We start from the raw sequence: 26,775 nt of genomic DNA, 5'->3' as shown, positions 1-26,775 counted from the left end.
AGGCTCTTATAATACCTGCCATATTGATCAGGTATACGGCCAAAGCTGGGCATTTCAGGTAGGACTGCCACGCGTGTTGAGTAAAGATAAAGCCGTTGCTGCCCTAAAAGCCTTATGGAAATATAACTTTACCGCCGATGTTGGCCCATACATTAAAACCCACGTTGGTGGCAGGCCATATGCCTTGCCAGGAGAAGGTGGAATGGTCATGAACACCAATCCGCATAACGAACCTAAACCATTTGGAGATAATGTATCCTGGCAGCTGGGCTACTTTCACGAATGTATGAGTGGATTTGAACATCAGGTTGCAGCGCACCTGATGGCCGAAGGGATGGTACAAGAGAGTCTGATTCTTACGCGATTTATTCATGATAGGTATCATGCAGCCAAAAGAAACCCATTCAATGAGATTGAGTGTAGCGACCATTATGCAAGGGCTATGGCAAGTTATGGAACGTTTATTAACGCATGCGGTTTTGAGTATCATGGTCCCAAAGGTTATATCAAATTCGCGCCAGCCTGGAATGCAGAAAATTTTAAAGCTCCCTTTACTTCGGCCAATGGATGGGGCAGTTATACACAGAAAAAAACAGGAGCAAAGCAGTTACATACCATAAATCTAAAATATGGCGAGTTGCAGTTACAGGAACTGGCCTTTAATAAAATAGGCCCAGGCAGCGTAAAATCGGTTTCAGTAATGCTGGGCGCTCAAAATATTCCTGTCCAATTTAAACAGAGCGGTGCCGAATTGCAGATTACCAGCAACAAGAAGATCAGCATTAAAACCAATGAGCATTTAAATATTACCTTTTCATAGATAGAAGTAGCATGAGAAAATTGAATGATATGTATAAGAAACTGTTGACAGTTTTAGTGTTTATTGCTTCAGTAACACTGTTTGGTTGCCAGGGATCCGCAAGCAAAACAAATGGAGATGCTCTGGATAAAGATCACAACTGGAAAGAACAACTTAATCAGAAATTGCCAATCCTCGGCCACAGGAATTGGATTCTTGTTGTTGATAAAGCCTTTCCAGAGCAAAATGCTCCGGGCATGGAATACATTTATGTTAATGAAGCTCTGTTGCCTGTGTTAAAACAGGTACTTACACAAATCAATTTGTCTGGCCATGTTAAACCCATTATCTATCAGGATAAGGAGTTAGGTTTTATTACAGAAAGTCAGGCCAGGGGGGTTAAGCAGTTTGTACAGGAATCAAAAACGATCTTCGGCAATCAAACTGTTCAAACGATGCTTCACGATTCAGTATTCAGGAAGTTGGATACGGAATCGAAGCTGTTCAAAGTTCTGGTCATTAAAACAAATGAGACCATTCCCTATACTTCGGTCTTTTTACAGTTGGATTGCGCTTACTGGAATGGCGATAAAGAAAAACAGTTGCGGGATGCATTGAATACTCAATAGAGCTATCTTTATAGCTATGAATTGTAATTTCGATAAAATAAAGTCGGCAATTTCTGGATTTGTAGCACTTACTGATGAAAAGTGGAATGCCTTTTCTTCCGGTTTACTTTTAAAAACATTCAAAAAGGGCGATTATCTAATCAGAGAAGGACAGACTGAAAATTATATCTACTTTCTGAATGCGGGTGCAACCCGGAATTACTTTTTGAAAGATGGCCGGGATTATACCGTAGATTTCCAATTTGAAGGCGATTTTGTAACCGCTTATCTTTCTTTCATTAGCAGAGAACCAAGCCCTATTTTTATTGAGCTTTTAGAAGAGGCTGAAGTAGTTGCTATTCCTTATAGACACTTACAGGAATTCTATAAAAAAGATCATGAAGGAGAAAGAATTGGCCGCTTAATGGCTGAATTTCAATACGTAAAACGCTTGCGAAAGGAAATGGATCTCCTTGCTTTTACTGCTGAAGAGCGGTATGCATTACTTTTAAGTAAAAACCCTGAGTTGATACAGAATATTTCTGTTAAACATTTGTCCTCCTATTTAGGGATTCAGCCCGAAAGCCTTAGTCGGATCCGTAAGCTTCAAGTGCGAAACTAACATATGTCATTTTTTTCGCAGCTATCATTCTGCAGCTTTGTTGAACGTTAAAACAAAGAACAATGAAGCCCTTATTTATATTGTCAATAACTTTTTTATTGTATTCGATTATCTCGAGATTTATAACTGGAAACTGGAATTTAACATTCGGGGGCAATCTGGCAATGCTGGTTATGCTCTGCTTCACTGCGATAGGGCATTTCATTTATGCAAAAGGAATGGCCCTAATGATACCACCCGTAATTCCATTTAAAGATTCCATCGTGTTTTTAACTGGAATTATGGAAATTGTTTTGGGAATAGCCCTGTTGTTCCCGGCAGTTAGGCCTTATGCAGGGTACTTCCTAATCATTTTCTTTATACTTCTTTTGCCCGCAAACATATATGCCTCAATGCATAGCATCAACTATGAAACTGCAAAGTTTGATGGGAAAGGGATGTCTTATTTGTGGCAGCGCATCCCTCTTCAATTGTTTTTTATAGGTTGGGTGTGGTACTTTTCTGTCAAATAGGGGGCTTTACTTCTTATCCTAGATCAATTAACCGCATGTTTATTTGATATAACTTTGTACTATACTATTAAAAGGAGAATTAAAAATGAAAAAGTTAATTGAAAAAATTGTGATAAATTCTGATCGCCCACATATGGTTGGTGATGGTTTCAGGGTATTTAATTATATCCCGGGCGCTGGCATTCCGCAGGAGAGAATAAGTCCGTTTTTACTATTGGACTTTAATCCTGAATATGATTTTGGGCCTTCAAATCACCTTAGAGGTGTTGGTGTTCATCCACATAAAGGTTTCGAAACAGTAACCATTGCTTACAAAGGAAGTGTTGCACACCACGACAGCACCGGAAGTAGCGGAATAATTAATGCCGGTGACGTACAATGGATGACTGCTGGTAATGGAATCTTGCATAAAGAATATCATGAAGAGACTTTCTCTAAAAAAGGAGGACCTTTTGAAATGGTTCAGTTATGGGTTAACCTCCCTAAAAAGGATAAATCAACTGCTCCGCATTACCAGGAGTTGACCAAAGATGGTATGGGTAAAGTGCAGCTTGCAGACAATGGTGGAGAGGTAAATGTAATTGCCGGAAACTTCAATGGTGTTGCGGGTCCTGCAGAAACATACAGTCCGGTGAACCTGTTTGATATCAAATTGAATGAAGGTGCCGAAACGACTACCAGTATTCCGGCCGGCCACAATACCGCTTTATTAGTTGTAAACGGAAGTGTTCAGGTAAACGATGAAATAGTTGGAGAACATAGCTTTGTTTTATTTGAAAACAAAGGCGAAGAGATTCATATCAAAGCAAATCAACAAAGTGTTGTTTTGTTGTTAAGCGGGGAACCTTTGAATGAGCCTATTGTAAGCTACGGACCATTTGTAATGAATACTGAAGCAGAAATCAGAGACGCGATTGCTGATTTCAATATGGGGAAATTTGGTGTGCTGGAAGATTAGAAATAATTCGAGATGACGGTGTGTGCTAGCACACACCGTCATTGCTATTTTCTACAATTCAAAGGAGTTTTTGAACACTTCATTACTTATTTTGTCCGTTTCATCGGTTTTTTTGGGGTGATGGTATACTAATACGATAATTTTGCGGTTAATTACCCAAACACTATGAAAGTATATCTCTTTTTCCTCTTATTTTCCATTACATCAGCACCATTCTTCTTATCTGCGCAGCAGCGTTTCGCCATTAGTGGTACGGTAAGGGATGCTTCAACCGGAGAAACCTTGATTGGAGCAACGGTTAGATTGCAAAGTGCCACCCAAAATTCAGGTATTGCTACAAATGCATACGGATTTTATTCCCTAACAGCCGATGGAGGTGAGTATAGTCTTATCGTAAGCTACAGTGGCTACCAGAGCAATACTCAAAAAATCACCTTAAACAAGGCCTTAAAACTAAATATAGAACTTGCTGCCGTTTCAGATTTGCAAGAAGTAGTAATAAGTGCCAGTGAAAGGAAAAATGAAAATGTAAAGAGTCCTCAAATGGGCCTCAACAAGATTAATATGGCCGATCTCGACAATGTACCTATTCTATTTGGCGAAAAGGATGTTTTGAAAACCATACAGCTTTTACCGGGAGTAAAGGCTGGGGGAGAGGGTAATACAGGGTTTTTTGTACGCGGGGGAGCTGCCGATCAGAACCTGATCCTTTTAGATGAAGCCACAGTGTACAATTCATCTCACTTGTTGGGCTTCTTTTCAACCTTTAATGCCGATGCTATAAAGGACGTAAGCTTGTACAAAGGTGGTATGCCATCGCAATATGGAGGCAGGCTATCCTCGGTGCTTGATGTTAAAATGCAGGATGGTAATGATAAAGAATATGGCTTTGAAGGTGGACTAGGGCTCATCGCGTCACGCATAAAAGCAGAAGGGCCAATCATTAAGAATAAAAGTTCTTTTATGATCAGTGCCAGACGTACTTATATAGATCTTTTGCTTAAAGCCTCGGGTGATTCGGCATTAAAGAATAATACGTTAAACTTTTACGACATTAATGCCAAGGTAAACTACAAGTTTGATGATAAGAATACGCTGTTCCTTTCGGGCTATTTTGGGCAGGATAATATTGGTATCAAAGACCTTTTTGCAAACGATTGGGGCAATACAACAGCTACTATCCGTTGGAACCATGTATTTAACAACAGATTGTTTTCAAATACATCTTTGATCTATAACAAGTATAACTATGCTATCGAGCTACTGGATGAAAATAGCAGTGCTAAGGTAAAATCCCTGATCCGAGATTTCAATTTTAAAGAAGACCTGCAGTATTATAGTAATGATCATATTCTAAGATTCGGATTGCACGCCACGCACCATAGAATTGCCCCTTCTGATATTACTACATCGGCCGGTTCAAGCTTCAATCCACTTTCTATAGAGAATCGCTATGGATTGGAATTAGCTCTTTACGCCTCAGACGAATGGACCATTAGTGATAAATTTAATTTATTATACGGCTTAAGGTTAAGCCAGTTCTCCCTCTTAGGGCCTGGAACATTAAATACATATGATAGTTCAGGAGAAGTAAGTTCCTCATCAACCTATAAAAGCGGTGAATTTGTTAAAAATTACTTCAACCTGGAACCACGTCTATCGGCAAGTTATAGCTTAAATGAGAAAAACTCTATAAAGGCATCATACAACCGCAATACCCAAAATATCCATATCCTTAGCAATTCAGGCTCCAGCTCTCCAACAGATCAATATGTAATGAGCAGCAATAACATTAAGCCCGAGATTGCAGATCAGGTAGCTTTAGGGTTTTTCAAAAATAGTGAAAGCAATGCTTACGAATTTTCTGCCGAGGTGTATTATAAATGGTTACAAAACCAGATAGATTATAGGGATGCTGCTGAACTGACTGCCAATAAAGATGTTGAATCTGAATTGCTGTATGGTGAGGGTAGGGCGTATGGACTTGAGCTTTATGGTAAAAAAACCAAAGGCAAACTTACCGGCTGGTTAAGCTATACGCTTTCAAAAACTGAAAGACAGTTTGATGAAATCAATAAAGGCAAATATTTCAATGCAAAACAAGACCGTACGCATGATCTGGCCCTGGTTGCCATGTACACGCTTAGTCGCCGCTGGACAGTGTCGGCCAATTACATTTACAGCACCGGTAATGCCGTAACCTACCCGGCCGGAAAATATAATGTAGGTGGCCTTACAACTTATTACTATACCGATAGAAATGCCAACAGAATGCCATACACTTCCCGTTTAGATTTAGGAGCTACATTAAAAGGCAAAGAGACTAAGAAGTTCCGTACAAGCTGGACGTTTAGTGTATACAATGCATTGAACCGTAAAAACCCTTATTCTATCCAGTTCCGCGATAAAGAAAATGATCCAACACGTACCGAAGCAGTGCAAACCAGCCTTTTTGGCATTATTCCTTCGGTAACTTACAACTTTAAATTTTAACAGTGATGCTAAGAAAAATCAAATATTTAAGTCTGTTACTTGCCGTATCCTTTAGCATATGCTCATGTGAAAAAGTGATAGATGTTGAGCTTAATACTTCTCCAAATCAGTTGGTGATAGAAGGTAATATTAGCAATAAATTGGGGTTGCAAACCATTAAAATAAGCCAATCGGTTGCTTATACAGAACCTAACGATTTCCCCGCGGTTAAAGGTGCAGTAGTAAATGTAACCGATGATCAGGGCAGTTCATGGATCTTTACCGAAAGCGCACCCGGCAGTTATACTTTTGGTCCACTCAAAGGAGAACCAGGACGCACATATAGCCTTAAAGTAAATATAGATAATGTGCTTTACACAGCTTCTTCAACCATGCCAGATTCGGTAGGTATTGATTCGCTGGATGTTAAGGTGTTTAATTTTGGTAATGAAAAACAGAAGCAGGCACAGGTACATTATAAAGATCCTGCCGGAGTTGCCAATCAATACCGGTTTGTGCTAAAAGTTAATGGTTTTCAATCGAGAAGTGTGTATTCTGAAAATGACCGCTTTACCGATGGAAACAATGTTCCGAGTGTGATGTTTTTTAATGGGAAAAATGATGATGACGATGAGCTAAAAACAGGCGATAACGTAGAAGTTGAAATGCAGTGTATAGATAAAAATGTATTTACTTACTGGAATACGTTAAGTCAGCAATCGCAGAATGGTCCTGGTGGTGGTGTAACCCCAGGTAATCCACCTTCCAATATTAGCAATAATGCCCTGGGTTATTTCAGCGCACATGCAGTTAGCAAAAAAGAAATGGTAGTGAAGTAAGGAGCCAATCTCCTTTTGTATGGTACTCAATATGTACATGCTAGTACCTGGGCTTCGACTGAATCAAGGCAGATTAAGGACTGGGATAGGATTCCTTCGGAAAATAAGTGCCTTTTTCCGAAGGAATGTCGAAGCTGCCTCGACGCTGTCTTCAAGCTGGCCTTAGCAATCACACTATTATGCCCGGTGTTGGTACAGTAAATGTCTTCATCCTTCCCCGTCAATCTCGACGCAGGAGAGATGACGGTAGAGCGTATTGTAATAATGTTGAGCGGCTTCCACAAAGCCACGCAAATATTTATATTTTTGAATAGCATACGATATTTGAGACCGAATTTTAAATTCCACCTAAATCTAACATGAAACTAACAACCCGTTTGTTCTTTTTTATTTCAATTCTTTTTTCTGAATGCTTATTCGCACAACAAGACGACCTGGTAAGATATGTAAATACACTCCAAGGTACTGATTCAAATTATGGGCTATCCTATGGAAATACTTATCCTACAATTGGACTTCCTTTTGCCCAACATTTTTATTCTCCGCAAACGGGCAAAAATGGTGATGGCTGGAAGTATCAGTATACTGCAACTACGATAAGAGGATTTCAGCAAGTACATCAATGCAGCCCCTGGATGAATGACTACGCTGTGTTTTCACTAATGCCGGGTAAAGGAAAATTAGTTGTGGATGAGCATGAAAGAGCTTTAACATTTAATCATAAAAATGAAATTGCAAAACCAAACTATTATAAGGTGGGTTTTGACAATGGTATTGTCACAGAGATTTCTCCTGTTGAGCGCGGGGCACATATGCGTTTTTCGTTTCCAGCCAAAGAAGATGCTTTCTTAGTATTGGATGGATATACCAAAAACAGTGAAATTAAAATATTTCCAAAAGAACGTAAGATTGTTGGCTGGGTGAATAACGGACGACTTGTTCCCGATAACTTTAAAAGCTATTTTGTAATGATCTTCGACCAAGCTTTTGAAACATACGGAACCTGGGGGAATAAGGATGGCAAAATTTCGGCATCGCAGCTTAGCGCTGCGGGAGAAGGAATGGGTGCCTATATAAAATTCAAAAAGGGAGCAAAGGTTCAGGTGAAAATAGCCAGTTCGTATATCAACGAAGCTCAAGCTCAATTAAATTTGCAAAGAGAGCTGGGTGGGTTTAAAAATTTAGAACAAACCCAAAATGCTGCGGCTGGTATATGGAGTAAACTGTTAGGGCGGGTTAAGGTAGAGGGAGGAACGGAAGAGGAAAAGGCAACGTTCTATTCGTGTCTTTTTAGGGCTAATCTTTTCTCAAGAAAGTTTTACGAACTAAATAAAGACAATAAGCCTTACTACTATTCACCTTATGATGGCAAGATCTACGACGGATACATGTACACTGATAATGGCTTTTGGGATACCTTCAGAGCCCAGTTTCCATTAAACAATATCCTTCATCCAGAGATGCAGGGCAGGTATATGCAATCGTTGCTGGACGCGCAGGTACAAAGCGGATGGTTTCCTGCCTGGTCTAACCCGGGTATGTCTGGGGTAATGCTCGGTAATCATGCGATATCCCTGCTTGCCGATGCCTGGATTAAAGGAATACGTACGTTTGATCCGGTGAAAGCATTGGATGCCTACTATCACGAGTCAACCAATAGAGGCCCGTTTGGAGGTTCAAATGGCAGAGATGGCTGGAAGGATTATTTTACCAGAGGTTTTGTTCCTTTGGGTGAAGTGCATGAAAGTACAGCGAAAACGCTTGAGTATGCTTATGATGATTTTTGTGCTTACAATCTGGCAAAAGCAATTGGCAACAAAAAATACCAGGACATCTATAGGCGACAGATGTTCAATTATGAGAATGTGTTCGACCAAAGCGTGGGTTTTATGAGAGGTAGAACGCCGGCAGGTGATTGGATTCCTGATTTTGATCCTATCGAGTGGGGAGGGCCTTTTACTGAAGCCAATTCCTGGCAATACAGCTGGTCGGTATTTCATGATGCTAAAGGTTTAATCTCATTAATGGGAGGCGAGGAAAAGTTTACTGCGAAATTGGATACTTTTTTTACCATGCATTCCAAGTTTAAAGTAGGTTCTTATAAACAAGAGATTCACGAAATGACAGAGATGGTGTTGGCGGGTATGGGGCAGTATGCTCACGGTAATCAGCCTGTGATGCACGTACCCTATTTATATAACTATGCGAAAGAACCCTGGAAGACTCAATACCGAGTGAGAAAGGTGATGGAAAAACTATACAATGCAACTGAACGCGGATATCCTGGCGATGAAGATCAGGGACAGATGTCTTCATGGTATGTAATTAGTGCGCTAGGCTTATATAGTGTTTGCCCTGGTACAGACCAGTATGTGATCGGAAGTCCTGTTTTTAAAAAGGCGACCATCACATTGGAAAATGGTAAAAAGTTTATCATCGATGCAAAAGACAATAACAAACAGAATGTATATATCCAGACTGCAACATTGAATGGAAAGCGTTATACTAAGAACTGGATTGCATATAATGACATCATAAACGGAGGGATTTTTGAATTACAAATGGGTGATCAACCTGCTTTGTCGAGGGGAATAAGTGATGATGATAAGCCGTTTTCGGTTTCAGAGGGCTGGTTAGAAAGATAGTCGGTTTCTACATCTCGTCATTTTGACGCAGGAGAGATCTCTTGGGTGCGACGTGTTTGGGTTCCAGTTTGATAGCGTGTTAGGATCGTAGCCCGTATGATCTTTCATCAATTTCAAAAGCTGGTAGCCATCCTGCTTTTTTTGCGGTGTGGCTGCAAATTCATAGATGAAATCTTCAACACTTACATCGGTTTGGGTGGTTTTAATAGTCATCCTGGTCAACATTATAGTATAACAATATAGCAGATGCCCCGTATAATTTAGCAATCTGTACGGCAATTCTTCCGATAAAGCCGGTGGCGCCGTTGATCAGCACAACCTCTCCAGGCTGAATATCTGCTTTAAACTTTAATCCCATTGCAGCACCCATTACACCATTGGGCAATTCTGCTGCCGTGGCATCCTCCAGATCCTCGGGCAGAGGGGCGAACCGTCCTTTGGCTATTGTGGCTTTTTCAGCCAGCATGCCGTGTACACGATTGCATAAACGCATGTGCCATCTTCCAATAGGCAAACACCATCCCCAATTTTGTATTGGAGCATAGTGCGGACAAAGATGAACTTACCAAAGCGCTGACAAGGAGTAAAAAGCTTGTTGAAAAAGAACCGATAATGCGGATTATAAAAAGACCTATGAGGCATTGAAGGAGAAACTGTAATAAAGATCTTTCCGCCCCTTCCGGATTGTTAGTTAATAAAGGATCAGGGAATGGTCAGCCCTGATCTGGCCATACCATATTTGGTTTAACACTATTTAGGCTGAATGCTGTGTTGATCCGGATGGATACACAGCATTCATAAACTTAGGGAGTTTTGTGAATTAGGTTAGAACAGTAGGAAGAAATATCCGGCTGTTCTTTTTTATTTTAAGCTATTTATCCACTCACGGATCAATTTAATTCCTTCTTTATGAGGAAGTGTTCTTGCAAGTTCAGGCATAGCAGTTCCCGGCTCTGTACTATTCATCCTGTAAGCTAAAATAGAATGGGAAGCATCGCCTGGTATAATATCATAATCAAGCCCGCCAGCTCCACCTCCGGCCGAAACCGGAGCTTTTCTGATCCCTAAATGATTGGGGTTGGTTTGCTCATATTCTAGAAACAGACCTGTATTATAGGCGTCGCCTCCTTTGGTATGACAGTGGGCACAGTTTATATCAAGGTATGCTCTTGCGCGTTGTTCCAGACTGTAATGGTTAGCATCGGCCCAGTTCGGTAATTGAGCTACCGCTCCTGTATCTGGCAATCCTCTTAATACTCCTTTTGCCGCCCATGTCTTAAGTTGATTGGTACTTTGCCCGGCAAGGGTAATGTTAAGGTTTCTGGCCTTTGGACCAATAGGGATTAACACATCATTTTTAATGTGGCAACGCTTGCAATCGTTGGTATTTGGTACCTGGTAATTTGTAAAGACCTTATTGCCATCGTTATCCAATAAGGTAATCGGGACTTTTGCTCCGGTAATGTGTTTGATCGCCTCTGTTTGTTCTTTGTTCCACAGATAATTCATTACCTTCCAATTCTTATCTGTGGGGTCTTTAACCAGTAACCTTGTTTCGATGATGATCTTCTGATGATAAACATTGGTATAAGCAAAGTTTTTAACAATGATGGTTGAGTCAGGGAAATCAAGCGCACCCGCTGCCGTGTACTTCATTGCAGTACCTTTTGGTAAAACAATGAAGCGGTCTTTAACGGCATAATCTGTAAAGAGAGCGGTACTGATATCATAATGCAAAACCCCTTCATTGGGATCAAGATCCTTTAGTTTGTTTTTAAAGAAACCATAATCAGATAGTCTTTCTTTAAACACAAAGCCACTGTTTTGCACAGCCTGGCCGGTTTTGTTTTTACAACCCTGCTCACTTAAAATGGAAAGTGAAATACTGAAAAGGAGGAGAAACCCCAAAAGATAAGTTTTACGCATTGATACTAGTTTTTACTTGCAGATATAAGGGGTAATGTTTGTGTTTGGTTTCCAGTTTTTAGGATTGCTGATGTTTAAAAAGTCGGCATTTACAAATAGGTTGTCGCCCGTTTGTTTTATGCAAATAGAATCCGGATTAACTGCTGTACCCTTGGTTAAGATATTGCTCGAGATACCATCGTACATAATGAAAGGGATACGTTTGTTTTTTCTTGCTGGATCACTGGCATTTAACTGCTGTTCAACGGCTACCAGTATTTTTCCGATACGGTGCTCATAGGCTGGCTGCGGAAAGGCAGGGCCCATTTCAATAGTGTTGTTGTGAATGTTGATGTTTTTTGAAATGGGAAAGTAATTGTCGTTTATTTTCTCGGCAGCTTTTTCATCAACTGCAAAGCCCGAAGCAATGGTTATTGAGGATGAATTGTTGTTAATGATCCGGTTGTTGTAGATCTCAATATCTGATGCGGCCAATATGATAATACCGCTTCCCGGTGAGGCATTACCTACACCCCATGAGGTGCCAAAGCTGCCTGCTTTTGCAAAGTTTCTGAAATTATTATCATGGATGTAATTGTTGTAGGCTTTAACATGGCCGCCTTTCTTTGAAAGATCCGGTAAGTCGAATACCAGAAAACCCGCGGTGTTGTTATAAAATTCATTGTCGTAAACCTGGGCATTAGATGTGTTTTCGATTTCACAGCCTGCAACATTTTTTGCTGCTTTACATTTCCTTACAACCGCACTATCCGTTTGACCAACATAGATGCCTGCATCTGATGAGCCCTCTGTATAACAGTTTTCTATCAGTACATTTTTGCACATTACAGGATAAATGGCATAGCCACCGCTGGTTGAGTCGGCTTTACTCCAAACCGCATGCAGGTTGGTAATGGTAATATCTCGGCTCTTGTTAATCTTTAGCAGATCGCCTTTAGAATCGCGAATGGTCATGCCATCGATCACAAAGCCTTTTACATCTGTTACCCTAATGCCTTCTCCGCCCTGGCTTTGTTCTTTAAAGTCGAGAATAGTTTTGTCATGTCCTTCGCCCTGTATCATGATATGGTTCACCTGTGCAATGCTCAGGTTGTCGAATTTATAGGTGCCCTGCTTCAATAAAATTTGAGTGCTATCTTTTATCGACAGGAAAGCTTCGGCAATTTTCTGTTCTTCGCCAGGTTTAAAGGTTAACCTGGTTTTGTAGTTTCCCGCTTGCGTTGACTTGTTTCCTGTGCAGGAAAACAAAGAAAGGGTAACAAGAAGGGCAATTAGTAATGATGGGATGGTTTTCATATTAAAGGATATTATATGCATAAGTTACATAATAGACCGCGCCAATATTTGGGTTGGCAACGCCGGTTGAATAGTATTTGTTGGTAATGTTTGTAGCACCCAGCCTTATGCCGGAACGTGCTTTGATAAGTTTGTAGCTTACCTGGGCATCTATAACTGCTGAACTGGGAACCCTCCCCTCAGCTAAGCCACCCGAAACAACATAGAAATAGCCGGGCTTGTAACGTAGGGTAGTGCCAAACGACCATTCTTGCTTTTTGCCGAAACCACTGTTGCCAAATTCCATGTTAACATGGTAATGAGGCGTGTTAAAGTTGTTTACCTGGCTGTTGTTTTTGTTCTTAATGTTGTCTGAAAAGTAGTTGATCTTGGCCAAAAAGTTATGCGACAGGTCTACACTTACACTGGCAGCGTAGCCATAAGTGTTTACGGTTTGTCCGCCATTAAAAGCAATATTGTACTGTACATATGTGCTGTGATCTTTAAAAGCCGTTACATCGTCGGTTCCCGGAGTATTTGCCACATTGGCGTAGCCGATAAAGTTTTTCCATGTAGAGAAATAGCCCAATACATCAAACATTACTCTTTTGCCAATTAAAGCTGCATAACCAAGCTCAAAGGCATTTACAGATTGCGGTTTAATGTCATTGTATTCAAATTTCTTTAACACAGAGGCATCGCCTGATTGCTGATAAGCGGATACGCTTTCAAGTGTATATGGCGGAAACTGATCGAAATGGTAATTGTCGTTTAACAGCAAAGAAGAGCCTCCTGAGGAGTAGCTGTTATATCCGTTAAGTGTGTTTTGCAATGCCTGAATGTTTGATGGAAAGCTATACGCATTTTGATAAGAGAAGCGGATAAAGTTTTCTTTAACGGGCTCATACACTGCCGAGGCTCTTGAGGTTACTTTAGGAGAAGAGAAAAGCGTGTTCTTGTCGTACCGGAAAGAGGTGCTTAGGCTTAACCTGTCGGCTGCCAGTTTTTTTGCCAATTGAATGTAGGCACTGTATTCTTTTACATTGATTGGTTTATCCTTATCAGGGAATAATGTGTTTTTACTGTTCAGGCTGTATAAGCGCCAGTTAACGCCGGCAATTACACTCATGAACTTAACCTTATCGGTAAAATTGTATTGAGCCTCTGCATTGTAGAGCTTACTGCGATCAAGAAATAAGGTGCCCCCTTCGGAAATAGGTGTATTGGAAATCTTTTCTTTAAGGGCGTTGAATTCCGGGGTGCCTAATTGTGCGCGACCCTGATCTGCAAATGCCCGGGCAGCTAAATGTGCATCATTTAAGCTGGCCCCTCCGGCAAGGGAAGCGAGTAAAGCACCGGTATATTCCGGATACCATCCTCCTGTAGCACCATCATAACTCGTTTTCCATCCTTCGTTGATGTATTGAGCGGTTGGGCCGGCAATTATGGTTCTTCCGGAATTTTCTGAAGTGGTATATGCGCGGACAAACCAATTGTCGCTTTTTAATTCTGCGCGGTATTGGCCAACTTTAAAGGCCTTAAGCTGGTAGCGGGTATCGTTGGTGTATACGATGTTTCCTGTACCGTATGTGCCCGACATGATTGCCTCTAGTTTGGGATTTATTTTATACCTGAATTCGGCATTTACTTTGAATAATTTTGCTTTGTTATCCAGATATCCATACTCCGGATATCCTGTTCTGGCTACGTAGTTAGGTTTGGCAAGTAAAGGTTCAATAAGGGGAGCCAGGGAAGGATCGCCCGCTAATGCTCCCTCTAAGAACGGATTAATATCTGTACTTGTAGCTCCACCATAATAGTTTACGCCATTATAATTTGGATCTGTAAACCTGCTGCCAGGGCCATTTTTATTGGTGCTATCGGTAGCTACCCAATCGCTTGCCTGTGTATATTGAGAGTTAATTTTAAAAGCCAGTTTCTCGTTGATCTTTGTGGCATAGCGGATTGCCCAGTCATAATATGGTGATGCGCCTACAGGATCATAACTGCCGCTGTTTTTAACGTGGTTTACCCCCTGTGTGATTAGCACGCTTAAGCCCTGGTATTTAAATGGGTCTTTGCCGGTCATTACCATGGTGCCATTTAAGCCTCTTGAGCCATAAAGTGCAGATGATGCACCCGAGAGTACTTCAATGTTGTCAACATCAAGCTGTGTTAAGCTGATGGCCGAACCCAGAGGGAAATTGAGCCCTGGTGCCTGGTTGTCCATCCCATCCACAATTTGTGTGAAATTGGTATTTCCGCTGGTGTTAAACCCTCTTGTAGAGATGCTGGTAAAGCCAATACTGGAAACGGTTACATCAACTCCTTTTAAACCCTGGATCATATCCATGTAGTTTAGCTGAGGGGAATTGCTGATGTCTTTACTGCTGAGCTGCTCTATGGTTACCGGAGAGGAGAGCTTTTTTTGTACCACCCTGCTGGCCGAAACCACTACCTCTTGCCCAAGTATAGATGTGGGGTTAATGGTGATATCGAGCGCGGCAGAGGTCCTTTGCACATCAACTTCTTTAGTTTCAAAACCGATAGAAGAGATGACAAGTACAATGGGTAATTTCTTTTTAATGGTCAGTTGAAACCTTCCCCTGTCATCAGAATAAGTTCCTTCCGAAGAATTCTTTACATGAATGGATACAGCTGGTGCGGCCTCCTGTGTGGCGCTGTTTTTAATCGTTCCTTTGATAACCTGAGCGTTTAGGTTGGCAAATAAAAAGTGAAAAGGGATCAATAAAAATAGTCTGGTTACTTTCATTGTGTTTGGTTTTGGTTAGTGCAATATAGATTGCAAAACCATCTGCATACAATGATTAGAACGTGTTTGGGACGAAATAGGGCTATAATGGGGTGAATGGGAACGTAGAGGTAGTACTGCTGAGGTATTGCTCAAATTGTTTTTGATGTGATGCTGAAACAGGAATCTGCAAGTCGGGCAATGGATCGAACTGAAGCACATAGCCTTTATGTGTTTTCTTTGAAGAAGAAACGGTTTTTATATTGATGGTATATGACCTGTGTACCCTTATTAAACCGGAATAACTGCAGGTTGACTCAATCTTTTTTAATGTGGTACGGATAAGTTCTGTTTTAACTTCACCACCCAATAAGTAATGAACATCTACATAGTTGTCTTCAGATTTAAAGAACAATACATTGTTCGGATGAAGGGTTAGTATGATTTTTCCGTTCTCATCTCCGATCAACAGGTTATCTGAAAGTGCTTTGTGTTCTGTTGCTACCAATGAAAGGTTGTGTGCCAGTTTGTATTGCTGTGCGCCAAATAAAATCAGTAATGAAATTACATAAGGGGGGATGGCAATAAGTATGGTATAATTGAATGTGTCGAGATAATTGCTTACAGACAAGTCGGGATGATTGTTGAGCAGCCAGTCGCAACCCATAATGCCAAAGGTTAAAATCAGTATTTCGCCAAGAAACCAGAAGAAATATTGTCCGTAGGTAAGGTATTCGATACGTAGCCATTTCCGCAATCCAAATTGGGTGAGCAGGAGTGTGAATGTTCCGGCAAGTGAAAAGATGCTAAAGATTTTGAACAAGTCAAATTTGCTTGCATCCTCATACCATCTGTTGATGTTAAAAGGCACAAAGGTGTACATGAAAAGCAAGCTGATTACAGTAACCAGGCTAATAAATATTATTTTATTAACGGATGAGTTAAGTATAAGGAAACGTTGATCCAGTGCACTCTTAAGTACAGTGTAATTGACGGAAAGCGGTGTAGTTCTTGCCATACAACGGTATGCTTAATATTTGGTAATGAAATTTAAGCATTTATTGTGGAACTTCCTTCAGGTCTGATTTTTTTAACCAGCCTTTTGTAACCTCCCCATCAGCATTGGTAAGTGTAACATAGATAAAGTTGCCCTGTTCATCAATTACCTCGAATTTTGATTTAATCCACAGCCCTAAAATACCTTTTCTTGGCGCATCGTTATTTGGAGACTCATGAAAATAGAGCGTGGTTTTAGGGACTCTGTATTTTTTGCCCTCGCTAAATATAACAGGTTCCTCTGGTCCTTCTTTAGGTTGTGTAACAGGAGGAGGAGTAGGTTTAGGTGTATTTGCCGCGGTTTGGCGTTCAAACTCTTTTTTTAAGCTATCCTGGTTGGTTTGTTGTACTGCGGTATCTAAAATAATAGGTTTGATTTCCTCAGTGGTGTCAGGAATTATTTCTTCGGCCTGGTGGGTAGTATCTTGATGAACGATACTTGTAGAATCGGTAGCCAACTCTTTTTTCGGTTCAAGATTTTTAAAAAACAAAGCNRKAWGMKSRWMGWATACCCAGCATTAAAATGGCCATGATCATTAAAACAAATACGGGCTTTGCAACACGAACTCCTGATGACGGTGCTGCAGTAACTGCGCTTGCTACTGTGGCCGCTGGTTTTGCAGCAGTTGCAGTTGCAGATACATTACTATGGCTATGGTGCAATACGGCATCCTGCAATTCCATTCCATTAGAAAATCTGTTTTCAGGTCGCTTCTCTAAACATTTCCTGATCACATCAAGCAACCATGCAGGCACATTCATTTCTCGTGCCTTCACAACGTCAGACCAGTTTTCTGGCAATTGAGCTCTGCGCAGTGCTAATATATCGGGCACCTGCTTTTCCATATGGGCAAGCATCACCGAGTTACGTGCCGATTCTCCTTTGTTGATCAATGGGAAAGGAACTGTACCGGCCAGAAGCTCATAGAGTATTATACCATAGCTATACACGTCGGTTTGAAAGAACATTTCGCCATCATGCTGTTCCGGAGCCATAAACTCAACTGCACCTGCATGTCGCACACTGCTGCGGCGCTGCTCGTCGGACATGATTGCCAGGCCAAAGTCGAGCAGGATGTAATTCCCCGTATCCGTATTAAATTTTACATTATTGCTTTTTATATCGCCATGCTTAACCCCAACCCTATGGCAATGCGTAAGGGCATTTGCCAGCTGTTCGGCAAGTTTAATGGTTTCTCTGATCGTAAAAATTGGAGCGTGTGGTGATTTAAGCAGTTCCTCCAAATCTGGCCCTTCGATGTATTCCATTTCAATAAATGGGAAAGAGCCACTTTCGGTTAAGCCCGAATTAAGGATCTTAACTACATTTGGATTTGGTACTTCATTTACCTTTTTTAGTTTTTCAACCTCATTCTTAAAATTCCTGAAATTTCTATCGTCCGTATTTTCAGTATGAATAGGAGTTGGCAATATCTTTACCGCAGTAATAATGGCACCCATTCTTTTACCCTTGTAAACAGAACCCTGCCCACCTGTACGTAGGGCGCCCATGTTCTCTAATCCTTCTGTTATGGTAAATACTTTGCTCATAGTGTCTTTGTTGTTTTATTAAAATTCAGGAACATCATTAATCAATCCGTCCTTTGTTTTTTTAGTCGTTTTTGGTTTGATCGTATCCTTTTTAGCCGCCGGAACAGTTTGTAAGGTATCCGGATTCACTGTTGTAACTTTCTTGCCAGGTTCAGTTTTTGAACTGCTTTTTACTSKYWGCNACTGGTTTACTTACAACGTTAGTGCTGTCTGTTTCAGTACCCTTACGTTGATTTAAGACCAAATTTATTCCAAATGTAGCTAAACAAATAAATAATATAATTCCGCCAATAAGAAATGCTTTTGCTTTGCCTCCTTTTTCGTACTTCTGAACCCGATTGGTTAATCGCTCGTTCTCGGCTTTCAGCTCATTTATTATTGTTGTAACCTGTTCGTTGTTAAGGATGTCCTGATTGCTATTGCTAACCGCTTCATACAGGCCGACTCCATCGTGGAATCTTTTCTCCGGATCTTTCTCTAGGCATTTTTCAATAACCTGGAGTAACCAGGCCGGAGCCATCATTTCATGTGCTTTCTTTTCTTCTGACCATTCTACCGGTAAGCGGATTTTACGGAGCTCCATCACATCAGGGATCTGCTTTTCGATATGTGAAAGCATCACCATATTTCGAGATGTTTCTGTTTTATTGATCAATGGAAAAGGGACTGTTCCGGCTAAAAGTTCATAAAGAATAATACCGTAACTGTAAATATCGGATTGAAAAAGCATTTTTCCATCGTGCTGCTCAGGAGCCATAAACTCTACCGCACCTGCATGACGTAAACTGGAACGGCGCTGTTCATCAGACATTACCGCCAAACCAAAATCAAGCAGTATATAGTTACCCGTATCCGTATTGAATTTGATATTGTTACTTTTAATATCGCCATGTTTAACACCTACTTTATGGCAATGCGCAAGGGCATTGGCCAGGTGATCGGCCAGCTTGATGGTTTCTCTTATGGTAAATATGGGACTATGTGGCGGTTTCAGCAAGTCTTCCAGATCAGGGCCCTCTATGTATTCCATTTCTATAAAAGGAAGAGAGCCGCTTTCAGTAAGACCTGAGTTTAATATTTTGACTACATTGGGACTTGGATCTTCATTAACTTTTTTTAGTTTTTCTACTTCGTTCTGGAAATCCCTGAAATTCTTGTCCTCAGTGTTCTCTGCGTGGATAGGTGTGGGCAATAGTTTTACAGCCGAAAGAATGGCGCCCATTCTCTTACCCTTATATACAGATCCTTGTCCGCCGGTGCGTAGTGCACCCATATTTTCCAATCCTTCTGTTATAGTAAATACTTTTGCCATTTGTTTATAATTACTGATTAGAATGATAACTGAATTCCAAAACAGCTGATTCTCCTAAAATTATCTGATCTCCTTCTTGCAGTGCGTGCCCCAGTTCTGTGAAGGTAAGTTTTACAGAATTATGCTCCTTTACAGACCTTATTTTTACTTTATTTCGGGGAGGCACACCTCCATCATCAGCAAAAAGCATAAAAGCTGCAGCATCATTATTCCATTCTATATGGGCATGTTGCCTGCTTATGTATTTGTTGCATTCATTTGTGCTGGAATCTGGAAAGGCAATGTTATTAACCCTGATAAAGCCGTCGCTATCCTGTGCCTGTTTTTCCCTGCCAATATTAATCTTGCCATCAGAAGAAGAGAGGGGATATTCGGCTTTCTCGGCCTCACCACTTAAAATTCTTATGTATGCTGTTCCTGATTTTTGTACTGCTGCATGTTCAGGTGTTTTTATGTAAAGGGCCACTTCCAGATTAGCCATCCTTATGGCTTGCTGAGGTAGCTCATCCACAAAAACAGTTTCCATTGTCCAGGTTTTGGGAAGGTCTATTGCAAAATCATCAGCTATTCTTTGTACCTCATTTTTGAAATGATCCTCCTCTTCGGCAAAAACCGCCGATTCATACATGTATTTTTCTACAGGTATACAGGCAATGTAGAGCTGGAAACCTTTAATGTGTTTTCCTTCTCCGCCTTCCATTTTTTGTAGTTCCTGCTTAATGAAAACAAGTATAGCCTCCCTGATGGCTTTAACATCCTGTGGCTTTTCTGAGGTATTTTTACTAAATAGGTTAAACATGTTTTATCCTTTCTTTAACTAGTTGATGCTATCTTTTTTTACTACTATGTTTTCTTTTATAACAGGTTTTGCAACAGGCGGTTTAAAATCTTTGATATATCCAAGATCCAATAATGCTGGTACAACGTGTTTTCCGGCAAGTTGTACCGCTTTACTTGAGCCCCTGGTAGATTCTATACGAATACAAACAACCACGTGACCGGGACCTGATTTTTTGGGAGCAAAGAACACATACCAGCCGTCATTAATTCGCTCTTTTTTCCAGATCCTTTCTGGTGTTCCTGTTTTACCTGCTACAGTAATGCCCAATGTATACCGCTTATTGGCACTCTGCTTAAGCATATAATCTGTAAGCAAAGCCGCGTATTGCGGGTCATTGGCCAACTTAATACCTGGTTTAACTTTAGTTGTAGAATCGCTGATCTTTAAAACATAACGATTAGCAACTAATGTGCCCTTATTAGCCACCCCGGATATAAGCCTTGCAACAGAGGCGGGGGTAGCAATTAACTCGCCCTGCCCCCAGGCCATTCCGGAAATACCTTTGGCCCTGGTGCGACGTATATTTGAAGGATCATATCTCGGTTTAGTATTAAATTCAGTTTTACGCCAAAGATTCATCCACTTGTTCTCTTGTTTTGCATTACTGGTGTCCTTATCAAAGTAATAACCACCAACGCCCCTAAGGAACATTCCGGTTTTCATATATAAAGCGGCCATGTTTTCCTGCAAATGCTCTTCATTAGCTAATTTAATAAAATAAACATTGTTTGAGTTTACAATTGCACGCTCCAATGTAATATTTCCTGTTTCATCCGGTTCTATACCCTTGGTTCTGATCCTTTCATAGGAACTTACTGTAAAAGATCTTTTGGCTGCATTAATGCCCAGTTTGTTAAAGGCAGCCATTGCTGTTAAAACCTTAGCAGTAGAGCCTGGCTGTGTTGCGTAGGTAAATCCAAGATCTGCATTGGTATACCAGCCGGAAAGCTTGTTCTGTTCGTTGGTAGTCATGTTTAACAGCTCCCAATCCTTAACTGGAGGTAAGGGGTAAACTGATGAAGCGAGTACATCGCCAGTTGAATCTTCCATGATTACCACGGAAACCCTGCTTTTTCTTAGTGAGGTATCCAAACCAACAGAATGCTGGATGGTTGACTGTAAACGTGCATCTATGGTGAGCTTAACATCTCTGTTTCTTTTTTTGAAAGATTCAACCTCATTGCTGTTGATTCCTGCCAGTAGTAAAGGAGCCAGGGCTGCATAATCTCTTTTGCTTACCGTCATCTCTTTTACGCCTCTCGGCAGAAAGCGGTCTTCACGGTATTTATTCGCTTTTGTATTGAAGGAGGTAATAGGTGTATGGAAGCCTCTAAGCTCTGCTGCATGTTCATACTCGGCAAAATACCCGTTTGTGCTACCGTTAAATACTCCCGTGTTTGCGTCACCTATCCAGAAAAAGGTTTGCTCTTCGAAAGGATAATACCTGTCGACTCGTTTATGCATGGCCGAATCGAGATTATAGCTAATGCCAGATGTTTTTAGCGTATCTGCCTGTTTCCTGACAAAGTCAGGATTACTTGTTGCAAGAACCCTTCCTTTTCTGTCGTATAACTGGCCCGCTTCTAATTTGTTCATTAAAATTGCAATGCGGGGATTATAGCTAAACATGCGTAAACCACTTCTATCGGCTACAAGCGATGGCTGTACTACCCATTTTTTATTATTGGCAATGTATCTTGATATGGTGATGGTTAACAGAAGAACGGCGATGCTGGCAGATAAAAGTGCCGGTACAAGGTTCTTATCTTGCTGTTTGGTAATAAATGCCATCTGTACATCTGTGCCTCTGATTAAAGAAACGGAAAGCAAAATGCCGGCTGCCATCATATTTGCTACCAGTGATGACCCACCATAGCTGATAAACGGCAATGCAACACCTGATAGGGGCAATGCTCCTGTAGAACCACCGGCAATGAGCAGGAACTGCACAAACATACTTATCCCAATACCTGCGCAGAGATAAAATAGAAATGGAGTGCCCGTTTGCCGGCCTATAATTATTGACCTGTTTAAGAAAATCAGGAACAACACAAATATGCTCACTATACCTGTCCACCCGAATTCTTCGCCTATGGCTGGCAATATCATGTCGGTGTGTGCCTCTGGTATTGTTTTGGCAAAACCTTCGCCTACACCCTGACCCGTTAAGCCACCACCAGACATAGCCCAAATACCATTTGCGACCTGGTCTCCGCCATAGACTTCGTTATTCCATGGGTCTTGCCATATAGATTTACGTTCTGTAAGTCGGTTAACAGGTCCCGGGATGAGTTTGTCGAGATAAGGAACCTGATCTATCAATAAGAAACCTGCGATGATCATGATGACCATTATTGCTGATTCGCTGGTCTGTTTTTTATTGATCAGCATGGCCAGGCCCATCAATACAACGGTAACCAGACTGGCTATNYCWGRTGKTSRMWWAMCNRGWCAGKKWRTRKGNKAAGKWWTNNTGSCAANNARCAWYAYCANGNARKCNMCACNSCGANMAWGAWAWCANTRTNGRTRWRTGYMWMWSRYAYYRYYWTKGCARRRNCCNNWTCGCCYANARCYARGWWCRKMAGRRYRKCGNTGYMSRKWRMSANRWGTNMGAWYKAGAAGAAATACCATCTTTTTTGCCAGCTGCGGTATTCGGTGATAAAACGCTCATTACTGGCAAAAAAGCCTGCAAGAAATAAAATGATGGCATATTTTACGATCTCACTGGGTTGTACACCAAACAGGTTTACTTTTACACCACTGCCCTCAGGGCCATTTCCGAAAATGATGGTTAAGGCCAGTAGCGCCAGTGCCAGCCCCGCCCATTGCCACCCGTTTGCTTTTCCTGAGTTTTTATTAAGCACAAGCATCCGGTAAAACCTGGAGTCGACATTAAACTTCCGGAATTTAATGAGCATTAATATAATGATGGCGAAAACGCCCATGCCAAAAAAAACAAGGGTATCTTTTGCTAAAAAACGATCCCGTAATGGATCTTGTAAACTGAGTAATGCTATAAACGAGAGTCCCGTCATTAGCATAATGATCGGTAAAATAAGCTGATCTGCCTGAGGAAACTTAATGCTTAGCAGGAAATGCAACAGGAAAAATCCTGCAAAAAAACTTCCGGTAATGATCCAGAACCATTTATTAAATTCATCAGGAGTACGGACTATCAGCGATTTTTCTTTCTTTAAGATTTTAAAATCCCTTGCAGAAAAAAGCCGGATAGTATGTTGTGTTTGCTTAAATGTAAACGAAGCATCTTTTTGAAGTTCCTGTATACCCTGTGATCTTCCGAATTGAAAGCCGGGTTTTAAGGGTAACAGCTCAAAGGCTTTGTCTTCAGGTAAATTTAAAAATGCAAAATTCCCGTTGGCATCTGTTCGGACATATGATGTTAATCCCGCTGATTTTACTTCTACCTCATCATCAACATAAGCACTGTCCTGAGGAACTATCATTTGTAGTTTTATCAGAACGCCGGATACGGCTTTATTGGCAGTATCTATAATCTTACCCGATATGCTATGGACCCCTAGTTTAAGGTCGGTTTGAGCAGGTAACTGAGGAGGCCGGTTTCTTTCCTGGGTGAAACGCAAAGAGTCGTCGCCGGTATACCCAAGTAATGCGCGCGAGTCGCTAGCTCTTTTTTTGAAATTTTGTCCTCCAGAGGCAAAAGCATAATCCGCCTCAACAAAGAATTTGCTTTTATTCAGCTCCCCAACGTTGTCAAGTGGCTCTTTAAAAGACTTAACCCCGTTTGCAACAGTTTGTTCTATTAGGTTGACGTCTTTTTTGTCTTCAAAATAGTATCCCTTTTCAAGTAAGGTTTTTATGAGTCCACCTGGATTTTTAGCATTCAGGTTCATCATGGTTCCATTGTCCAAACGGACACCCACATCGGCAAAATTACGCTGTAAGGTATTGAAAAGTGTAAAGAATAATGATCCTAATACGATAGTTATCAGTATAATAAAAGCACGCTCTATTTTCCTGCTCTCCATACTAATGACTTCCCGTGGTTGGTAATGAATCTGTTTTAAAAGAACTTGCAGGTATTTTTCCCTGGATGTACATGTTCTGAGGCAAATTATAAGTAGCTTCTATGGAATTAACACAGTTGTTGAACCGTACATTTTTTAGCTGCAGTACATTGTTTTGGGATAATATAGCTGTATGGAAGTTTTCAAATGTGATGTTCTCTAAAAACACATACTTACTGATGGGTTTAATAGACACAGCACTGCCTTTATATGCAGAATCGCTTCTGATGATAATAGGCGTTTTAGCAATGATGAAAAGCGTATCCTTATTAAAATGTATATCCTCATTAAGTATAATTGGCGATTTGAACAGGGAGTCGGAAATGATTAGCGTGTTACCAATCAATTTGTTAATCGTGTCCTGAAGTTTTGCTTCCTGCTCATTACGGACAGGTTGCAAAGCTGTCAGCTTTTGTTGCTTAATGGCGTTTGAACGGACGTTATTTTGCCATAGCAGATAAAGTGCGAATGCCAGAAAAACAATGCAGAGTACAGACAACAGTGTTACCAAACCCTTGTTGTTTTTTTGTACCACGGGAATAGCAACAGGAGTAATCTCTTTTTGCACCGTAACCTCTTTAGGGGCAGTATGGGTTATTGAAGGCTGGTGATTTACAGTAGGTTTTGGGCTTTCTACTTTTACTGCAGGTTTTGTTGCCTCATGTACCAATGATTGTTTACCATTTTTAACCAAAACAACAGTTATATTGTCGCGCCCACCATTATTGTTAGCTGCTTGTATAAGCTCAGCTCCTTTTTCCTGTAAAGTGGTCTTTTTGGTTAGAATGTCTGTAATGCCTTGTCTGTTAACCATGTCGGAAAGGCCATCACTACAAAGCAATAACAAATCACCAGGAAGGAAAGGGGATTGGCCGGTTTCTATATAATCGTCCTGCGCTGCTATTTTTGCACCAAAACCCAAAGCTTTATTAATCTCGTTACGTTTGGGATGGCTCATGGCCTGTTCTTCGGTAAGGCGTCCGCTATCTTCCATGAAGCCTACAAAAGATTGATCTTTTGATATTTTAACTAATGATCCGTCGCGAAGTAAATACAGCCTCGTATCACCAACATGTGCGTAATAGAGCAGGTTTTTTTGAAGATCGACAACTGCCAGCGTAAGTACACAGGCCATGTTTTCATGTTCCTTAACTTTTTGCTTTTCGGCCATTATCTGTCCATCGGCAGCAATAATTGCATCCTTCATCAGCGAAGGCAAGTCTTTACGCTGACTGTTCAGGTGTTGTAAAATTGACTGTCTGGCAATCGCCGAAGCAATTTCGCCTCCAGAATAACCCCCAACCCCATCTATCACACAGGCAATAATCAGATCGTTAGCTGCCGTAGTTTCGGCAATAAAGGTATCCTCATTATTATCTCTTACTTTTCCTGTATCGGTTAGTCCAAAGTAATTTCTATCCATTTTATTTGGGCGAATTTTTAATGTCTCTAAAATGTGCGATCAATAAAATGATGCATATAATGAATAACGCTATAGATAAGATATGCGACATATATCAGGATTTAAATATGTTAACACCAATAATTCCGTTTAATATAAGTCGAGAGTTAACAGGTAGTTCAGACCATTTAGGTCCGGTAATGTCACTTCTTTCAATTAGATTCTCGTTTAGAATGGTCTTTTCACCAAAAGAGGCTACATAGAACTTATCTTCGGGTCTGTTGTACCTTATTTTAAGATGAGGCGTATTTACCCACTCAGACGGAATCCTGAAAATATGATTTTCTTCTCTTGTTTCCTCGTTTCCGGAAACCACTATATTGTCTGCTTTCATCAGGTATTCTAATTTTTGTCCGGAGTAAGCTTTATCTGGAATAGTAGTTTCAAAACGTGCCAACACCACTCTTTGGCTATCATTTATTGTCTTTTCTTCAGGTTTCTGTATATCTACATAAGGGATCTCATAGTATCCTTCGCTGTAAAATATAAAGTCTTTTAGAATATCATTGTTTATGTCGAATGTTTGGGCCAGCCCTGTTTGCCGTGGTATAAAGGTAACTCTAAGATTTTCTTCTTTTTGTGTGCTGTCTGGCAATAATTTTCCTATAAAACTAATATCCCCAGGTTTATAATCCGGGTGAGATACAAATCTGAATACCCATTTATTACTTGACGGTTCTACCTTTTTACCATCTGCAACCTGTTTGTTTAATATTTCATAAAAGTTATCGACAGATTCCTGAGATATTAGACCAAGAATACCTTTTTTGTTATCTATAAACTCACGATAGTCGTCGGGATTAAGGCATATAATAAACTCATGATAAAATACCACACGTTCCGCAAATGACAATTCTGATATGGATTTCCGAAATTCTTCGATGATATATTTATAAACCTGGTTAGGTGTAAGCGGTTTCGACTTGCCCGATGATGTGGATCCATTATTGGTTAAGAACCAGTCCTGGATGCCCATGCGTTGCCAAATAGAAGGTTTTGTACTCATTTATAATTGCTGTAGTAAATATTAGATCGAAAGATAAGGAAAAAAAACATTGCCAAATGGCCCTTCATAGATTTAACAATTACAACGATGATT

The 26,775-nt window shown here is 40.7% G+C and carries 19 protein-coding genes and 1 pseudogene; 8 read left to right on the top strand and 12 right to left on the bottom strand.

The features are described from left to right. From N824_RS30535 to N824_RS21550, 8 genes are all read left to right on the top strand, one after another. Positions 1-820: GH116 family glycosyl hydrolase (locus N824_RS30535; RefSeq protein WP_200869922.1), on the top strand; the 820-nt coding region annotated here is incomplete at its 5' end. 29 nt (positions 821-849) lie between these two features. Then, positions 850-1,428, top strand: a complete 579-nt coding sequence (locus N824_RS21580) for an RbsD/FucU domain-containing protein (protein ID WP_161662348.1) — start codon at positions 850-852, stop codon at positions 1,426-1,428. A 16-nt stretch (positions 1,429-1,444) separates the two neighbouring features. Beyond that, positions 1,445-2,029 carry a Crp/Fnr family transcriptional regulator gene (locus tag N824_RS21575; RefSeq protein WP_048907199.1) on the top strand — a complete coding sequence of 195 codons (585 nt, stop codon included), beginning with the start codon at positions 1,445-1,447 and terminating at the stop codon, positions 2,027-2,029. 62 nt (positions 2,030-2,091) lie between these two features. Further along, positions 2,092-2,541, top strand: coding sequence for a membrane protein (locus N824_RS21570; RefSeq protein WP_048907198.1), 450 nt, complete (start codon positions 2,092-2,094; stop codon positions 2,539-2,541). An 85-nt stretch (positions 2,542-2,626) separates the two neighbouring features. After that, a complete protein-coding gene (locus tag N824_RS21565; protein WP_048907197.1) occupies positions 2,627-3,499 on the top strand; it encodes a pirin family protein in 873 nt (290 codons plus the stop codon). Between the two features lie 165 nt (positions 3,500-3,664). Continuing rightward, positions 3,665-5,992, top strand: a complete 2,328-nt coding sequence (locus tag N824_RS21560; protein WP_048907196.1) for a TonB-dependent receptor — start codon at positions 3,665-3,667, stop codon at positions 5,990-5,992. Positions 5,993-5,997: 5 nt separating this feature from the next. Next, positions 5,998-6,810 carry a DUF4249 domain-containing protein gene (locus N824_RS21555; RefSeq protein WP_048907195.1) on the top strand — a complete coding sequence of 271 codons (813 nt, stop codon included), beginning with the start codon at positions 5,998-6,000 and terminating at the stop codon, positions 6,808-6,810. 359 nt (positions 6,811-7,169) lie between these two features. Further along, on the top strand, positions 7,170-9,455 hold the full coding sequence (locus N824_RS21550; RefSeq protein WP_048907194.1) for a GH92 family glycosyl hydrolase: 2,286 nt from the start codon (positions 7,170-7,172) through the stop codon (positions 9,453-9,455). A 202-nt stretch (positions 9,456-9,657) separates the two neighbouring features. Here the strand turns inward: N824_RS21550 and N824_RS21540 are convergent, their stop codons facing one another. The 12 genes and pseudogenes from N824_RS21540 to N824_RS21480 form a co-directional block, all read right to left on the bottom strand. Then, positions 9,658-9,948: a hypothetical protein gene (locus N824_RS21540; protein WP_048907192.1), complete on the bottom strand. Its 291-nt coding sequence runs from the start codon at positions 9,946-9,948 to the stop codon at positions 9,658-9,660. Between the two features lie 368 nt (positions 9,949-10,316). Then, positions 10,317-11,381 carry an SO2930 family diheme c-type cytochrome gene (locus tag N824_RS21535; RefSeq protein WP_048907191.1) on the bottom strand — a complete coding sequence of 355 codons (1,065 nt, stop codon included), beginning with the start codon at positions 11,379-11,381 and terminating at the stop codon, positions 10,317-10,319. 12 nt (positions 11,382-11,393) lie between these two features. Then, positions 11,394-12,677, bottom strand: a complete 1,284-nt coding sequence (locus N824_RS21530) for a parallel beta-helix domain-containing protein (protein WP_048907190.1) — start codon at positions 12,675-12,677, stop codon at positions 11,394-11,396. Position 12,678: 1 nt separating this feature from the next. Continuing rightward, positions 12,679-15,429: a carboxypeptidase-like regulatory domain-containing protein gene (locus tag N824_RS21525; RefSeq protein WP_048907189.1), complete on the bottom strand. Its 2,751-nt coding sequence runs from the start codon at positions 15,427-15,429 to the stop codon at positions 12,679-12,681. A gap of 82 nt (positions 15,430-15,511) precedes the next feature. Then, positions 15,512-16,426 (bottom strand): LytTR family DNA-binding domain-containing protein, encoded by a 915-nt coding sequence (locus N824_RS21520; protein ID WP_048907188.1) that lies wholly within the window; start codon positions 16,424-16,426, stop codon positions 15,512-15,514. 40 nt (positions 16,427-16,466) lie between these two features. Beyond that, on the bottom strand, positions 16,467-16,955 hold the full coding sequence (locus tag N824_RS21515; RefSeq protein WP_048907187.1) for a hypothetical protein: 489 nt from the start codon (positions 16,953-16,955) through the stop codon (positions 16,467-16,469). Next, positions 16,945-18,015 (bottom strand): annotated as a pseudogene (locus tag N824_RS21510) (serine/threonine protein kinase). The gene N824_RS21515 and the pseudogene N824_RS21510 overlap by 11 nt, the downstream one beginning before the upstream one ends. Positions 18,016-18,166: 151 nt before the next feature. Beyond that, complete coding sequence (locus N824_RS21505) at positions 18,167-19,327, bottom strand: serine/threonine-protein kinase (protein ID WP_084498413.1); 1,161 nt, start codon at positions 19,325-19,327, stop codon at positions 18,167-18,169. 10 nt (positions 19,328-19,337) lie between these two features. Further along, positions 19,338-20,126: an FHA domain-containing protein gene (locus N824_RS21500; RefSeq protein WP_048907186.1), complete on the bottom strand. Its 789-nt coding sequence runs from the start codon at positions 20,124-20,126 to the stop codon at positions 19,338-19,340. Positions 20,127-20,144: 18 nt separating this feature from the next. Continuing rightward, entirely contained in the window at positions 20,145-22,571 is a 2,427-nt protein-coding gene (locus tag N824_RS21495; RefSeq protein ID WP_255327466.1) for an FtsW/RodA/SpoVE family cell cycle protein, read from the bottom strand. 1,605 nt (positions 22,572-24,176) lie between these two features. After that, a complete protein-coding gene (locus N824_RS21485) occupies positions 24,177-25,637 on the bottom strand; it encodes a PP2C family serine/threonine-protein phosphatase (protein ID WP_048907185.1) in 1,461 nt (486 codons plus the stop codon). A 94-nt stretch (positions 25,638-25,731) separates the two neighbouring features. Next, positions 25,732-26,682, bottom strand: a complete 951-nt coding sequence (locus N824_RS21480) for a hypothetical protein (protein WP_048907184.1) — start codon at positions 26,680-26,682, stop codon at positions 25,732-25,734. Between the last annotated feature and the right edge of the window lie 93 nt (positions 26,683-26,775).

Source organism: Pedobacter sp. V48 (assembly GCF_000523515.1).
Classification (GTDB): domain Bacteria; phylum Bacteroidota; class Bacteroidia; order Sphingobacteriales; family Sphingobacteriaceae; genus Pedobacter.
Note: the sequence above shows the minus strand (reverse complement) of the source record. Positions and strands in the feature narration are given on the sequence as shown.